Raw genomic sequence first — 13,155 nt, 5'->3', positions numbered from 1 at the left:
AATTTAAAAATGGTAACATCCTCGCACTACTACATCACGAATTGATTAAATTATGAGTGAAAATACAAAGTCCAGAAAGACAAGAACCGGTTCTGTTGTTAGCAACAGAATGGAGAAGAGTGTTGTCGTCCGGGTCGAGCGCAGGGTTCGTCACAAACTGTATGGCAAATATGTGAAAACCAGCGTCAAGTACCTGGCTGATGATCCTGAGAACTGTTGCAACATTGGTGACACTGTTCTTATCGAGGAATGTCGTCCACTGAGTAAGAAAAAACGGTGGCGTGTTAAAACCATACTGCAGCAGGCTGTATAAGCGTTTTCTCCCCAGGGGAAAACGCCTGAACTGCTACAGATAAGATATCAGGTGAAATTATGATTCAAACAGAAACAATACTCAATGTTGCCGATAACTCCGGTGCCAAGAAGGTAATGTGTATCAAAGTTCTTGGCGGCTCCAAAAGGCGCTATGCTGGAATTGGTGACGTTATCACGGTTGCTGTTAAGGAAGCTATTCCGCACGCCAAGGTTAAGAAGGGTGAGGTCATGAAGGCCGTTATCGTTCGTACCGCCAAAGAGATGGAACGCATGGACGGAACCTGGGTTAAATTCGACGAGAACGCAGCAGTCATTCTTTCAGGGTCCGGTGAGCCGGTCGGTACTCGTATTTTCGGCCCGGTTGCCCGTGAGCTGAGAAACCAGGGTTTTATGAAAATTATTTCATTGGCCCCGGAAGTACTTTAACCGATTGCAAATCGTTCTCGACATTGAGATACATTGACTGAATAAAGGTATTGAAAATGAGACAGGGTAGAACATACCTGAAAAAAGATGATCAGGTTGAAGTGATCGCCGGTAAAGATAAGGGCCGCGTTGGTAAAGTCCTACGTGTGCTGCCGGCTGAGAATAAGGCGGTTGTTGAACGCATTAACATGATCAAGCGCCACACCAAACCGACTGAGATGGGCCAGCAGGGCCAGATCGTCGAGAAAGAGGCCCCGATCCATGTTTCGAATCTCCAGCTTATCTGTCCCGAGTGCACCAAGACTGGTCGTATCGGTAAGAAAGAACTGGATGATGGCACCAAGGTTCGTTACTGCAAAAGCTGCGGCGAGTCCATCGAGTCCAAATAATATAACGATAAGGCTTACACGCTAGGAGTATATACATGGGTGCGCTGAAAGAATTATATATAAATGAGGCCATTCCGGCTCTCAAAGAGGAATTTGGCTATAAAAATGCCATGCAGGTTCCCAAGATTGAGAAGATCATTCTCAATATGGGATTGGGTGAAGCTGTACAGAACCCGAAAATCGTTGAGGGTGCGGCTGATGAGTTGACCAAAATTGCTGGTCAGCGTGCAGTTGTAACCAAGGCTAAGAAGTCCATTGCGACATTCAAGCTTCGTGAGGGAATGCCGATTGGTTGTAGGGTTACCCTTCGTGGTGAGAAGATGTTAGATTTCTTCTCCAAGCTGGTCAACATCGCCTTGCCACGTGTACGTGACTTCCGTGGACTTTCTCCAAAGACGTTCGATGGTAGAGGAAACTTCTCCATGGGTGTTAAGGAGCAGATCATCTTCCCAGAGATTGATTACGATAAGATCGACAAGATCAAAGGCTTGAACATCACAATCGTAACCTCTGCAAATACTGACGAAGAAGCTTGTTTCCTTCTGAAGAAGATGGGAATGCCCTTCAAAAAATAGAATCGGTATTTTTGTACTGAGGATAACTAAAGAGAAAATCTGGAGGTCGTTTTGGCTAAGAAATCCATAATTGCTAAGGCACAAAGTAAACCAAAGTTTGGTGTGCGGAAGTACAACAGATGTCCAATCTGCGGACGTCCTAGAGCTTTCATCAGAAAGTTCGGTATCTGCAGAATTTGTTTCCGTAAGCTGGCGTCCAGTGGTGAAATCACTGGTGTTACCAAATCGAGTTGGTAAACCAGCAAAACCAACTTTGTTTGATTAGTAGATTACTTAAACAGAATAAGGAGTGTTCGCTATGTCAATGAGCGATCCCCTGGCAGATATGCTGACCAGGATCCGAAACGCAGTAATGGTAAAATTTGATACCGTTGACATGCCTAAATCGAACGTAAAGGTGAATATCGCCAAGGTTCTGAAAGATGAAGGCTTTATCAACGACTATCAAGTTTCCGACAAAGGAGTTCAAGGAACGCTTACTCTTACCTTGAAATATGGCCCGGATGGTGAAGCTGTGATCAGGGGCATTAAACGTGTAAGTAAGCCTGGTCTCCGAAAGTATGCCAAAGCAAGCGCAATTCCCACAGTCCTTTCCGGACTTGGTGTGGCAATTGTTTCTACTTCGAAAGGCATCATCACTGATAAACAAGCAAGGGCCCTGAACACTGGCGGGGAGATCATTTGCGAGATTTGGTAATTTCGCAAATAAGGAGGTAATTATGTCTCGTATTGGTAAGCAACCAATTCCTGTGCCCGCTGGAGTGAAAGTTGACATCATGGGTCAGCAAATCACAGTTACCGGGAATAAAGGAAGTCTGGAACTTGAAGCGCGTCCTGAAGTTGAAATTAAGCTCGAGGACAATCAAATTATTGTAAATGGTCGTGACGAAAGCAGAAAAACAAATGCGTTCCGCGGTCTGTTCCGTAGCCTCGTAAACAACATGATCATTGGTGTTGTCGAAGGTTTCAAAAAAACTTTGATTATCGAAGGTGTTGGTTACAAGGCAAATGTTGCCGGTTCCAATCTCACCTTGAATGTAGGATTCTCCAACCCAGTTGACTTTACACTTCCCAAAGAAGTGCAGGCAACCGTTGAAGGCGCCAACAAGATTACACTTGAATCTATTGATAAAAATCTCCTCGGCCTTACCGCCGCCAAGATTCGTCAGATCAGAAAACCTGAGCCATACAAGGGCAAAGGTATTCGCTACGAAGATGAACATATCGTACGTAAAGTCGGTAAAGCTGGTGCTAAATAATTTCTCGTAACGTTTTACGTTGCAGGTAAAATTTATAACGGAATAGAACTATGGCTAAGACGAATCCCAGGACAGTCGCGAGAGCGAAGCGTGTCCGTAGAATTCGAAAAAAGATCACAGGTACAAGCGAGCGGCCACGTCTTAGAGTATTTAAAAGCAACAAGCACATTTACGCTCAGATTATTGATGACGTAGCAGGTCGTACTCTTGCAGCAATGTCCACCATCGATAAAGAATTCGCTGTTGGTGAGGATGCCAGTAAAACTGGAGCTGCAAAAGCTGTTGGAATGAAAATCGCTGAGCGGGCAAAGGCAGCCGGCATTGAAGATGTTATCTTCGATCGCGGTGGTTACATCTACCACGGGCGGGTTAAGTCGCTTTCAGAAGGGGCCCGTGAAGGCGGTCTGAAATTTTAATGTCATACAAAATAATGGGGGTGTCCCTTGTCTGATTTCAAACGTTCCAAAGCTGAGAATACTGAGGAACTGATCGAAAAGATAGTATTTATCAACAGGGTTGCTAAGGTCGTTAAAGGCGGTAGACGCTTCTCTTTCAGTGCCATTGTAGTTGTAGGAGATGGTAAAGGAAAAGTCGGCTACGGTCTTGGCAAAGCAAACCAGGTTCCTGAGGCGATCCGTAAAGGTGTAGAGAAAGCCCGTCGCGATATGCAGCAAGTTCCTCTGACCGATGTTTCCATTCCACATGAGATTATCGGCCAGTACGGTGCGGGCAGTGTTCTGCTCAAGCCGGCATCTGCAGGTACCGGACTTATTGCCGGTGGTCCTGTTCGTGCGGTACTTGAGGCTGCAGGTGTTTCAAACATCCTGACTAAGTGCCTTGGTTCTCACAATCCGCACAACATGGTTAAAGCAACTCTCGATGGACTCCGCAGCTTGCGTAGTGCTCAGAAGATTGCTGAACTGCGCGGTAAAACTGTGGAAGAAATCACAGCGTAATTTTTAAGCTTAAGGTGCACAGATTCTATTTTATGCGCCTGGAGCTTTTTCAAATTTCCAAATAGAAGGTAGTCAAATGGCCGAGACAATTACATTCACTCTGGTCAAAAGTGGAATCGGCAGCACCCAAAAGGTGCGCGCTACTTTGACCGGGCTTGGGCTTACCAAAATGAATAAGACTATTACCAGAAAAGATACACCTGAGCTGCGAGGAATGCTCGCCAAGGTGCATCACCTGGTAAAGATCGAGGAGGTATAACATGTTGGATTTAAGCAATCTGTCTCCTCAGAAAGGTGCAACCAAACAGAGGAAGCGCCTTGGAAGAGGCCCAGGATCCGGACACGGCAAGACAGCTGGTCGTGGTCACAAAGGATTCAAGTCCAGATCAGGTTCCGGTATCAAACCAGGTTTCGAAGGTGGTCAGATGCCTCTGCAGCGTCGTCTGCCGAAGCGTGGTTTTACCAACATCTTCAAAAAAGAATACGCACTTGTTTCTCTGGACCAGCTGGAAGCTTTCGAGGGTGCTGATGTAATCACCAGTGCTGCTCTCGCTGAGGCTGGAATGGTTAAACCAGGCAAACTCGTTAAGATTCTCGCCAATGGTGCTATAACCAAGCCGGTTAAAGTCCAGGTCGAGAAGATCAGTGGTAAAGCTAAGGAGCTTATTGAAGCTGCTGGCGGCGAGGTAATTCAGGCAGAAGCCGTATCTAAATAAGATACGGCTTTGGCCGGTGATGCGTTTCTTCAAGTTTGGATCGATCATAGGGATTTACAATGAGTGGATTGCAGAATGCTGCTAACATTCCAGAGTTGCGTAAGAGAATATTCTTCGTAATTATCATGCTGGCTGTTTACCGGATGGGTGTACAGATCCCAACACCCGGGATTAACAGCGAAGCACTGGCAAGTTTCTTTAATCAGAACGCCGGAACTTTATTTGGAATGTTCAATATGTTCTCCGGCGGAGCGCTTGAGAATTTCTCCATCTTTGCACTTGGCATTATGCCTTATATTAGTGCATCGATTATCATCCAGCTTCTGACCGTGGTTATTCCGCAGCTAGAGCAACTCAAGAAAGAGGGTCAGGCTGGGCAGAGGAAAATCACGCAATATACGCGTTACGGCACAGTAGTACTCTCAATTATCCAGGGTACTTTTATCGCCATGGGACTTGAGGGAATGACAGGTCCTGGAGGAGAGCCCATTGTTCTCAATCCGGGTCTACCTTTCCTCCTCATGACCATTATAACTCTTACCTCAGGTACAGCGTTTATAATGTGGCTTGGCGAGCAAATTACTGAAAGAGGTATTGGTAACGGTATCTCCCTGGTAATCTTCGCTGGTATTGTGGCCGGTATTCCTTCAGCAATCGTCAACTCTTTTCAGTTGGTGAAGGCCGGAGAAATAGGAATGTTCTTCGTTCCGTTGCTGCTTGCATTCATGTTTTGTGTTGTCGGACTCATCGTTTTTTGCGAGACTTCACAGAGAAGAATCCCGATCCAATACGCGAAGCGTGTTGTCGGACGCAGGGTGTACGGTGGACAAAGTTCACATCTTCCTTTGAAGATAAATGTATCTGGTGTTATTCCACCGATTTTTGCATCTTCAATCATGATGTTTCCTGCCACCATAGGAAGCTTTATACAGGTTGATTGGGTTCAACAGGCCTCTGCAGCCTTGAATCCAGGTACCGTTTACTACTACATTATTTATACATTCATGATTGTGTTCTTCTGTTTCTTTTATACAGCAGTCACTTTCAAACCGGATGATGTAGCAGAGAACCTCAAAAAGAATGGCGGCTTTATCCCGGGTATTCGCCCAGGCAAGAAAACAGCCGAGTTTATTGACAAGGTTCTAACAAGGCTTACCGTGGTGGGAGCAATATATCTCAGTGCCGTATGTGTACTGCCTACGATTATGATCTCCAAATTTAACATTCCGTTCTACTTTGGGGGAACAGCTCTGCTTATCGTAGTTGGTGTCTGTATTGATACCATTTCGCAGGTTGAATCTCATCTGCACATGCGAAACTACGAAGGTTTCATGAAGCAGGGTAAAATTCGGGGTAGGAAGTAATACGTGAGTTGCGCTGATCCGAGTTGCGGAAAATCAATCGTGGTTAAGAGCCCCGATGAAATAAAAATTATGCAGGAAGCAAATCAGATTGTCGCTGAGACTCTCTGCATGCTTTTAAAAACAGCTGAACCGGGAATGACCACCCTGGAGCTTGATCAGATGGCTGAGGCTCTCTGTCACAAGAGAAATGCAGTCCCGGCTTTCAAGGGCTACCGTGGTTTTCCCGGAAGTTTGTGTGTTTCTGTAAACGAGGAGGTTGTTCACGGCATTCCGTCCAGAAAACGCAAGCTCAGAAAGGGCGACATTCTTTCTGTCGATTTCGGAGTAAAGTTTAAAGGGTACTATGGTGATTCCGCAGTTACCATCCCTATTGGAAAAATAGATTCTGCAAAGCAGCGGCTTTTGGATGTGACGAAGGAGTCTCTCGACAGAGCCATAGAACAGGTTGTTCCTGGAAATCGCATTAGCGATATTTCAAAAGCTGTTCAAGGTTATGTTGAAAAAGAGGGCTTTTCCATAGTTCGTCAGTTTGTTGGGCATGGAATTGGCACTGCATTACATGAAGGGCCGGAAATACCTAACTTTTTCCAAGGCGAGCGCTCACCTAAACTCATCTCTGGTATGGTACTTGCCATCGAGCCGATGGTGAACCTTGGGACTTACAAAGTAAAGGTGTTGCGTGACGGTTGGACAGTAATTACAGCTGACAAGAAGCCTTCAGCACATTTTGAGCACTCAGTTGCTGTGACCGACAATGGTCCTTTAATATTGAGTTCTCGTGAAAATTTCGTTTGAAGAACAAATAATACTTCTCATTTTTCCCGAGATGTATTATATTCCTCGCTTTTGAGTTGAAATCTACTTTTTTCAGGAGCCTCCATGGCAAAAGAAGAAGCTATTGAAGTTGAAGGTACTATTATCGAGCCACTGCCGAACGCTATGTTCCGCGTGGAGCTCGATAACGGACATAAAGTTCTAGCCCATATATCAGGAAAAATGCGAATGCATTTTATCAAAATTTTGCCTGGTGATAGAGTAACAGTAGAACTCTCCCCATACGACTTGACAAGGGGCAGAGTTACATTTAGGGCAAAAAACGCCAAAAAGAGAAAATGAGAGTTTGATTATTATGAAAGTGCGTGCATCGGTAAAAAAAATATGCAGTGACTGTAAAGTGTTTAAGCGTAACGGTGTTGTGCGTGTCTCCTGTAAGGTGAAAAAGCATAAGCAGCGCCAGGGATAATCAAACTTTTTACGCTAAATATTCACTTCCTCTAAGGAGATAGGTTTTGGCACGATTAGCTGGAGTTGACCTCCCAAAAAACAAGCATTTAGACATAGCATTAACTTATATTCACGGTATCGGGCTCACCTCGGCCAGGAAGATTCTCGATGCTGTAGATCTTCCATACACCATGAACAGCGATGACGTTAACGCTGAGGATGTCAATAGACTTCGTCAGGTTATTGAAGCTGATTATGTAGTAGAGGGTGATCGCAGGCGCGAGGTGTCCATGGACATCAAACGTCTTACGGATCTTGGCTGTTACCGTGGTCGTCGTCACCGTATGGGTCTTCCATTACGTGGGCAGAGAACTAAGACCAACGCGCGAACCCGTAAGGGCCCGCGTCGTGGAGCAGCGGCACGCCGTAAATAAACGATCGATTAAACGAACAGGTAAAAGATATGGCTGGAGCGAAGCGTGCTGAGGCACGATCCAAAAAGAGAGTTAAAAAGAATGTGCCTGAAGGCATTGTTTTTATCTACTCCACGTTCAATAACACTGTTGTAACTATCTCTGATAAGCAGGGTAACGTGGTTTCCTGGTGTAGCGCTGGTGTTCTCGGGTTCAAAGGATCCCGTAAGTCCACTCCTTTTGCTGCCCAGAACGCATTAGCAGATGCTGCCAAGAAGGCGGCGGATTTTGGTATGCGCAAAGTAGAAGTGAAAGTTAAAGGACCAGGACCTGGTCGTGAAGCTGCACTGCGGGCACTTGTCAATACCGGCTTTGAGGTAAGCAGAATTTATGATGTAACACCGATTCCTCATAACGGCTGCAAACCTCCGAAACGCCGCCGTGTATAACCACGTTGAGCGATATACGAAAATTTATTATATAAATGGAGGCCTAAGTTGGCTAGAAATATAGGTGCTGCATGTCGTCGTTGCAGACGAGAAAATCTTAAACTGTATCTCAAGGGTGACAGATGTTACTCTGATAAGTGTTCTTTTGAGCGCCGTGCGTTCGGACCTGGTCAGCATGGACAGGCTCGTTTCAAAAAGCTCTCTGACTACGCAGTTCAGCTTCGCGAGAAGCAGAAAGTAAAGGCTATGTACGGAATGCTCGAAGGTCAGTTTCGCCTGACTTTTGAGAAAGCTGAGAGACAGAAAGGTGTAACTGGTGAGAACCTGCTTATCCTGCTCGAAAGACGTCTTGATAATGTAATTTTCCGCGCCGGATTTGCTTCTTCCCGTAATCAGGCTCGTCAGCTCGTACTTCACAAGCACATTCTGGTTAACGGCCGTAAAGTGACCATTCCTTCGTTCCTCGTTTCTGAGAGTGATGTAATTACTCTCAAAGAAAAGAGCCGTGCGAATGGACAGATCACTGAAAATCTTGAAGCTGTTGTACGTCGCGGTGTGCCATCCTGGATGGAGCTGGATAAAGATAACTTCAAGGCTACTGTGAAAGCTCTGCCGAACCGTGAAGAGCTCACAATGCCGATTCAGGAGCAGCTCATCGTCGAGCTTTACTCCAAGTAATAGAAGTGCCGTGTCTAACAGATTACTCCTTCAGCACGAGGGAGTTATCTGTTTATTATTGTCAGCGTTCAGGGAGGCATTGCCGTGGAGATTCAGGCTGTTTAGCCTGTGGAAATTATTTGACTTCACGGTAGTTTAATAAAACAGCTAACAGAAACGCAAAGAAGGAACATATGACGCAAGCTGCCGAAGAAAAAATACCGTTTTACCGTAACTGGCGCGAGCTGATCAAACCCGAGAAAATTGAGGTAGACAGGGCTAAGCATACCGAGTCTTATGGTAAGTTTGTTTGTCAACCGCTTGAGCGGGGATTCGCGTCCACGATCGGAAATTCATTGCGCAGAATACTTCTGTCATCCATCCAGGGCGCTGCGATCACTACTGTTAAAATTGAAGGCGCTCTGCACGAATTCACCACCCTGAAAGACGTGATGGAGGATGTAAGTGAAATCATCCTTAACGTCAAGCAGGTACGTTTGAAATTGAATTCAGAAGATGCGCAGGTCGTGGTTATTGATAAAACCGGCCCCGGGCAGGTTACCGCTGCAGACATCGCTGGAAATGCGTTCGTAGAGGTAATGAATCCGGAGCAGGTAATCTGTACCCTGACAGGAGAAACAAATTTCCGAGCCGAATTCACTGTTGAATGGGGTAAAGGATATCAACCTGCAGAAAGACAGAACAAAGACGATCTGAGCATTGGGCAGATTCCGATTGACGCAATCTTCACCCCGATCAAAAAGATCCAGTATTTTATCGCACAGGCTCGTGTTGGTCAGCAGACAGATTACGATAAGCTGACCATCGAAATTGAGACAGATGGAAGTGTGAGACCTGAAAATGGTCTGGCATATGCTGCCAAAATCTTGAAGGATCAGATGTCTATCTTCATCAACTTCGATGAAGAGCAAGCTGAACCTGCCAAGGATGAGGGAGATGTATCTGACAGCGAACCGCTGAATCCATACCTCGATAAACCGGTTGAGGATCTTGAACTCTCAGTACGCTCTGCTAACTGTCTGAAGAATGCGGAAATTCACTACATTGGTGATCTTGCGCAGAAGACTGATCAGGAAATGCTGAAGACCAAGAACTTTGGACGTAAGTCCCTTAATGAGATCAAGGCCCTGCTCGCAGAGATGGATCTTACTCTCGGTATGAAGTTCGAGAATTGGGTTCGCCCTTGCGATCGCGAAAAAGAAGAAGATTAGGGGTAGGGCTGGCGCCTTTACTGAAATTTTAGAATATGAGTCAAACCCGGCGGCACGTCCGGGTGTGTTGAGGATAGGCACATGAGACATCTTAAATCTGGCAGAAAACTTGGCCGCACAAGCTCACATCGTGAGGCTATGTTCAGAAACATGGTTACCTCACTTTTTGAGCATGAGCGTATTGTTACCACCAAAGAGAAGGCGAAAGAGCTTCGTCCTATCGCAGAGAAGATGATCACCCTCGCTAAGCGCGGTGATCTCCATGCTCGTCGTCAGGCTTTGTCTTACATCCGAAGTGAGGATGTAGTTCATAAGCTTTTCAGCGATATCAAAGATCAGTTTGCTGATCGTAACGGTGGTTACACCCGTATCCTTCAGACCGGTACCCGTCGCGGTGATTGCGCTTCCATGGCTATCATTGAACTGGTTGGTTATGAAGAGAAGATCGAAGAAGTCTCTGACGAGAATTAATTCTTCTATCTCAGATGTTGTTTGATAAAAAGGCTGGTAGGAGCAATTGCTCTCACCAGCCTTTTTTTGTTTAAATCGAAATAGTGTGTTTTCTGGTTCTTAAACGGAACTTTAATTAACGATTCGTATAGTCAGCAATGAGTTATCAAAAAGTTTTCCCTGAAGGTATGGAACCGCTCGGTACAACTCCGTTCAATTTCAGTTGTCACCCAGGCGTACCCTGTTTTACCACCTGTTGTAAAAAAGTAGATCTTGTTTTGTACCCTTATGACATCATATGCCTTAAGAACAGACTGCAAATTGATTCCGAGGAATTTTTACAAAGATATACTGCGCTGGTAAAAGGATCCAATCCGTTTTTCCCTACCGTAATGCTGGCATTGACCGAGGAAGGCAGAGGAGAGTGTCCTTTTTTAACTGACGATGGTTGCGCAGTATATGAGTACAGGCCTACGGATTGCAGAACCTACCCGTTGGAAAGGGCGGTTGACCGCAATCCTGAAAAAGGTGGTGTTGCAGAGTATTACTTTCTCGCAAAGCATGATTATTGTGCAGGACATGATGAGCAGCAATTACTCACAGCAAGGGAATACATCCGAAGCCAGAAATTAGATCGACATAATACTATGAACGGATTGTGGGCTGAGATCGATACCCTCTTTATGCAAAATCCATGGAAGGGAGAGGGCGCCGGTGGTCCAGGGCAACAGCTGGCTTTTTTGATTTGTTATAATATCGATGGTTTCAGGAGAATGGCTGAGGAACGAAATCTGTTCGATCAGTTTAAACTTCCCAAGTCCAGAAGGCGAAGTATTAATAGTAGCGATGAGGAGCTGCTTAAATTCGGTTTTGATTGGCTGAAGATGCTTTTTGGTGGCAAATCCTCACTGATCCGTAGATAATCAACAAAACTGTGGCCTGATGGCAGTTACTGCGCTTGCAAAATATATAATGGCGTGGTAGATAATGATGTTGTTCTTTTTTTAAGGTGCTCCATAGTGGGGCATCATTCACACATAACACACATCTTCGAACTCACTGGTGTCACATCTCCCGATTGATTGAAAACCGGGGTGTGATTAGAGAAGATGGAGGCCAAACCAGAAAAGGGGTAATTATGGCTCAAGCAACTGTTAAAGACATGCTGCAGGCAGGACTTCACTTTGGTCATCAGACCAGACGCTGGAATCCTAAGATGAAACAATACATTTACGGTCCCCGTAACGGTATTTACATCATCAATCTTGATCGCACCAAGAAGCTTTTTGATAAAGCTTGTGATTTCATTTCCCAGGAAGTGAAGGAAGGCGGTACTGTTCTTTTCGTAGGAACCAAGCGTCAGGCTCAGATGATCATCAACGAAGAAGCAAAGCGTTGTGGCATGTACTATGTTGATCATCGCTGGCTGGGTGGAATGCTTACCAACTTCCAGACCATCAAGAAATCGATTGAGCGTCTCAAGGCCATCGAGTCCATGCAGGCTGATGGTTCTATCAACAGGTTCCCTAAGAAAGAGATTCTGTTGATGGAAAAAGAGCGTATTAAGCTTGAGAGAAACGTTGGCGGTATTAAGGATATGCGTAATATTCCTACCGTTATGTTTGTTGTAGATCCTAAGAAAGAAGCGATCGCAGTAAGTGAAGCGCAGAAACTTGGTATCCCTGTAGTAGCAATCACCGATACCAACTGTGACCCTGATGGTATCGACTTCGTGATTCCTGGTAACGATGACGCGATCAGATCCATTCGCCTGATCAGTCAGCAGGTTGCTGAGTCCATCCTCGCAGGTCAGGCTGAGCGAGATGGTGATGATGCTTCGGAAGAAGCAATCGCTGCTGCTATGGCTGACGCCGGTGCAGAGATGGCTGACGAAGCTGCCGGAACCGAAGAGTAAAATAGACGTATCCCTGCGAGCCTCCGCTCGCAGGTGTCTGCAAAAAGGGGTTGGTCTATGGACTACCCCTTTTATTGTGTTCACTCTTGTCACTTAAATAGTGCATGTCAGATTATTGTCCATGCAATGAAGAACATGTATCTACTTGTAATAAATTGCGCCGAAGAGCGTTACGTGGAAGGAGACTAGCCATGAAAATTACCAGTCAGATGGTAAAAGACCTGAGAGATAAAACTCAAGCAGGTATGATGGATTGTAAAAAGGCCTTGTCTGAGACAGAGGGCGACATGGAAAAAGCTGTCGACCTGCTTCGCCAGAAAGGACTTGCCGTTGCAGCCAAGCGCGCTGGCAAAGCTACCAGTGAAGGCACCATCGGTACTTACATTCATGCAGGTGGTAAACTCGGTGTTATGGTTGAGCTTGGTTGTGAGACCGACTTCGTAGCCAAGACCGATGGCTTTATAGATTTTGCAAAAGACATTGCAATGCATATTGCTGCTGCCAATCCGGTTGGTATCACCCGTGAGGACATTCCAGCGGATGTTATTGCACGTGAGAAAGAGATCTACGTACAGCAGGCTCTTGACTCCGGTAAGCCAGAGGCAATCGTAGAGAAGATAGTTTCCGGTAAACTCGACAAGTTCGTAGCCGAGATTTGTCTACTTGAGCAGAAATTCGTCAAAGATCCGGACCTCACCATTCAGGACAAACTGAATGAGGTGGTTGCGACCATGGGCGAAAATATTTCGATTAAGAAATTCGCCCGATTCCAGGTAGGTGCCGAGTAAGGTTCCCCTGTTAACCGGCCGGCCGTC

Annotated in this window: 23 protein-coding genes; all 23 read left to right on the top strand. The window is 45.7% G+C overall.

Annotation, left to right across the window (positions count from 1 at the left end; genetic code table 11):
- The first annotated feature begins 52 nt into the window (after positions 1–52).
- The 23 genes from rpsQ (at position 53) to tsf (ending at position 13,128) form a co-directional block, all read left to right on the top strand.
- A complete protein-coding gene (gene rpsQ / locus FCL45_RS21855) occupies positions 53–313 on the top strand; it encodes a 30S ribosomal protein S17 (RefSeq protein WP_136798075.1) in 261 nt (86 codons plus the stop codon).
- 59 nt (positions 314–372) lie between these two features.
- The gene (gene rplN / locus FCL45_RS21850; RefSeq protein ID WP_136798074.1) at positions 373–741 is read left to right on the top strand and encodes a 50S ribosomal protein L14; all 369 of its coding nucleotides are present in this window, start codon (positions 373–375) and stop codon (positions 739–741) included.
- Positions 742–797: 56 nt separating this feature from the next.
- Complete coding sequence (gene rplX, locus FCL45_RS21845) at positions 798–1,130, top strand: 50S ribosomal protein L24 (RefSeq protein WP_136798073.1); 333 nt, start codon at positions 798–800, stop codon at positions 1,128–1,130.
- A gap of 35 nt (positions 1,131–1,165) precedes the next feature.
- Positions 1,166–1,705 (top strand): 50S ribosomal protein L5, encoded by a 540-nt coding sequence (gene rplE / locus FCL45_RS21840; RefSeq protein ID WP_136798072.1) that lies wholly within the window; start codon positions 1,166–1,168, stop codon positions 1,703–1,705.
- Between the two features lie 51 nt (positions 1,706–1,756).
- Positions 1,757–1,942, top strand: a complete 186-nt coding sequence (locus FCL45_RS21835; protein ID WP_136798071.1) for a type Z 30S ribosomal protein S14 — start codon at positions 1,757–1,759, stop codon at positions 1,940–1,942.
- A gap of 61 nt (positions 1,943–2,003) precedes the next feature.
- Positions 2,004–2,402 (top strand): 30S ribosomal protein S8, encoded by a 399-nt coding sequence (rpsH, locus tag FCL45_RS21830; RefSeq protein ID WP_136798070.1) that lies wholly within the window; start codon positions 2,004–2,006, stop codon positions 2,400–2,402.
- A 22-nt stretch (positions 2,403–2,424) separates the two neighbouring features.
- Positions 2,425–2,964: a 50S ribosomal protein L6 gene (gene rplF / locus FCL45_RS21825; RefSeq protein ID WP_136798069.1), complete on the top strand. Its 540-nt coding sequence runs from the start codon at positions 2,425–2,427 to the stop codon at positions 2,962–2,964.
- 50 nt (positions 2,965–3,014) lie between these two features.
- Entirely contained in the window at positions 3,015–3,380 is a 366-nt protein-coding gene (gene rplR, locus FCL45_RS21820; protein WP_136798068.1) for a 50S ribosomal protein L18, read from the top strand.
- Positions 3,381–3,407: 27 nt separating this feature from the next.
- Positions 3,408–3,920, top strand: coding sequence for a 30S ribosomal protein S5 (gene rpsE, locus FCL45_RS21815; protein ID WP_136798067.1), 513 nt, complete (start codon positions 3,408–3,410; stop codon positions 3,918–3,920).
- Positions 3,921–3,996: 76 nt separating this feature from the next.
- Positions 3,997–4,179 (top strand): 50S ribosomal protein L30, encoded by a 183-nt coding sequence (gene rpmD / locus FCL45_RS21810; protein ID WP_136798066.1) that lies wholly within the window; start codon positions 3,997–3,999, stop codon positions 4,177–4,179.
- A 4-nt stretch (positions 4,180–4,183) separates the two neighbouring features.
- The gene (gene rplO / locus FCL45_RS21805; RefSeq protein WP_136798142.1) at positions 4,184–4,636 is read left to right on the top strand and encodes a 50S ribosomal protein L15; all 453 of its coding nucleotides are present in this window, start codon (positions 4,184–4,186) and stop codon (positions 4,634–4,636) included.
- Positions 4,637–4,695: 59 nt separating this feature from the next.
- Complete coding sequence (gene secY / locus FCL45_RS21800; RefSeq protein ID WP_136798065.1) at positions 4,696–6,000, top strand: preprotein translocase subunit SecY; 1,305 nt, start codon at positions 4,696–4,698, stop codon at positions 5,998–6,000.
- A 36-nt stretch (positions 6,001–6,036) separates the two neighbouring features.
- Positions 6,037–6,795 carry a type I methionyl aminopeptidase gene (gene map / locus FCL45_RS21795; protein ID WP_420811245.1) on the top strand — a complete coding sequence of 253 codons (759 nt, stop codon included), beginning with the start codon at positions 6,037–6,039 and terminating at the stop codon, positions 6,793–6,795.
- Positions 6,796–6,879: 84 nt separating this feature from the next.
- The gene (gene infA / locus FCL45_RS21790) at positions 6,880–7,116 is read left to right on the top strand and encodes a translation initiation factor IF-1 (RefSeq protein ID WP_136798064.1); all 237 of its coding nucleotides are present in this window, start codon (positions 6,880–6,882) and stop codon (positions 7,114–7,116) included.
- Positions 7,117–7,129: 13 nt separating this feature from the next.
- Entirely contained in the window at positions 7,130–7,243 is a 114-nt protein-coding gene (rpmJ, locus tag FCL45_RS21785) for a 50S ribosomal protein L36 (RefSeq protein WP_136798063.1), read from the top strand.
- Between the two features lie 46 nt (positions 7,244–7,289).
- Positions 7,290–7,658 (top strand): 30S ribosomal protein S13, encoded by a 369-nt coding sequence (gene rpsM, locus FCL45_RS21780; protein ID WP_136798062.1) that lies wholly within the window; start codon positions 7,290–7,292, stop codon positions 7,656–7,658.
- 29 nt (positions 7,659–7,687) lie between these two features.
- Positions 7,688–8,086 carry a 30S ribosomal protein S11 gene (gene rpsK / locus FCL45_RS21775; RefSeq protein ID WP_136798061.1) on the top strand — a complete coding sequence of 133 codons (399 nt, stop codon included), beginning with the start codon at positions 7,688–7,690 and terminating at the stop codon, positions 8,084–8,086.
- 48 nt (positions 8,087–8,134) lie between these two features.
- The gene (gene rpsD, locus FCL45_RS21770; protein ID WP_136798060.1) at positions 8,135–8,764 is read left to right on the top strand and encodes a 30S ribosomal protein S4; all 630 of its coding nucleotides are present in this window, start codon (positions 8,135–8,137) and stop codon (positions 8,762–8,764) included.
- A 173-nt stretch (positions 8,765–8,937) separates the two neighbouring features.
- Positions 8,938–9,975, top strand: coding sequence for a DNA-directed RNA polymerase subunit alpha (locus FCL45_RS21765; protein WP_136798059.1), 1,038 nt, complete (start codon positions 8,938–8,940; stop codon positions 9,973–9,975).
- 81 nt (positions 9,976–10,056) lie between these two features.
- Positions 10,057–10,446, top strand: a complete 390-nt coding sequence (gene rplQ, locus FCL45_RS21760) for a 50S ribosomal protein L17 (protein WP_136798058.1) — start codon at positions 10,057–10,059, stop codon at positions 10,444–10,446.
- Positions 10,447–10,583: 137 nt separating this feature from the next.
- The gene (locus FCL45_RS21755) at positions 10,584–11,348 is read left to right on the top strand and encodes a YkgJ family cysteine cluster protein (RefSeq protein WP_136798057.1); all 765 of its coding nucleotides are present in this window, start codon (positions 10,584–10,586) and stop codon (positions 11,346–11,348) included.
- 215 nt (positions 11,349–11,563) lie between these two features.
- A complete protein-coding gene (rpsB, locus tag FCL45_RS21750) occupies positions 11,564–12,340 on the top strand; it encodes a 30S ribosomal protein S2 (RefSeq protein WP_136798056.1) in 777 nt (258 codons plus the stop codon).
- A 191-nt stretch (positions 12,341–12,531) separates the two neighbouring features.
- Positions 12,532–13,128 (top strand): translation elongation factor Ts, encoded by a 597-nt coding sequence (gene tsf / locus FCL45_RS21745; protein ID WP_136798055.1) that lies wholly within the window; start codon positions 12,532–12,534, stop codon positions 13,126–13,128.
- The last annotated feature ends 27 nt before the right edge of the window (positions 13,129–13,155 follow it).

The organism is Desulfosediminicola ganghwensis (genome assembly GCF_005116675.2).
GTDB classification, from domain to species: domain Bacteria; phylum Desulfobacterota; class Desulfobulbia; order Desulfobulbales; family Desulfocapsaceae; genus Desulfopila; species Desulfopila ganghwensis.
Note: the sequence above shows the minus strand (reverse complement) of the source record. Positions and strands in the feature narration are given on the sequence as shown.

Excerpts from the sequence above, each read along its gene's own strand:
- rplE (WP_136798072.1), top strand. The coding sequence starts at position 1,166 with ATGGGTGCGCTGAAAGAATTATATATAAATGAGGCCATTCCGGCTCTC.
- rpsH (WP_136798070.1), top strand. The coding sequence starts at position 2,004 with ATGTCAATGAGCGATCCCCTGGCAGATATGCTGACCAGGATCCGAAAC.
- rpmD (WP_136798066.1), top strand. The coding sequence starts at position 3,997 with ATGGCCGAGACAATTACATTCACTCTGGTCAAAAGTGGAATCGGCAGC.
- rplQ (WP_136798058.1), top strand. The coding sequence starts at position 10,057 with ATGAGACATCTTAAATCTGGCAGAAAACTTGGCCGCACAAGCTCACAT.
- rplN (WP_136798074.1), top strand. The coding sequence starts at position 373 with ATGATTCAAACAGAAACAATACTCAATGTTGCCGATAACTCCGGTGCC.
- rplX (WP_136798073.1), top strand. The coding sequence starts at position 798 with ATGAGACAGGGTAGAACATACCTGAAAAAAGATGATCAGGTTGAAGTG.
- secY (WP_136798065.1), top strand. The coding sequence starts at position 4,696 with ATGAGTGGATTGCAGAATGCTGCTAACATTCCAGAGTTGCGTAAGAGA.
- rpsB (WP_136798056.1), top strand. The coding sequence starts at position 11,564 with ATGGCTCAAGCAACTGTTAAAGACATGCTGCAGGCAGGACTTCACTTT.
- rplR (WP_136798068.1), top strand. The coding sequence starts at position 3,015 with ATGGCTAAGACGAATCCCAGGACAGTCGCGAGAGCGAAGCGTGTCCGT.
- tsf (WP_136798055.1), top strand. The coding sequence starts at position 12,532 with ATGAAAATTACCAGTCAGATGGTAAAAGACCTGAGAGATAAAACTCAA.
- FCL45_RS21755 (WP_136798057.1), top strand. The coding sequence starts at position 10,584 with ATGAGTTATCAAAAAGTTTTCCCTGAAGGTATGGAACCGCTCGGTACA.
- rpsQ (WP_136798075.1), top strand. The coding sequence starts at position 53 with ATGAGTGAAAATACAAAGTCCAGAAAGACAAGAACCGGTTCTGTTGTT.
- rplF (WP_136798069.1), top strand. The coding sequence starts at position 2,425 with ATGTCTCGTATTGGTAAGCAACCAATTCCTGTGCCCGCTGGAGTGAAA.
- FCL45_RS21765 (WP_136798059.1), top strand. The coding sequence starts at position 8,938 with ATGACGCAAGCTGCCGAAGAAAAAATACCGTTTTACCGTAACTGGCGC.
- rpsK (WP_136798061.1), top strand. The coding sequence starts at position 7,688 with ATGGCTGGAGCGAAGCGTGCTGAGGCACGATCCAAAAAGAGAGTTAAA.
- infA (WP_136798064.1), top strand. The coding sequence starts at position 6,880 with ATGGCAAAAGAAGAAGCTATTGAAGTTGAAGGTACTATTATCGAGCCA.
- rpmJ (WP_136798063.1), top strand. The coding sequence starts at position 7,130 with ATGAAAGTGCGTGCATCGGTAAAAAAAATATGCAGTGACTGTAAAGTG.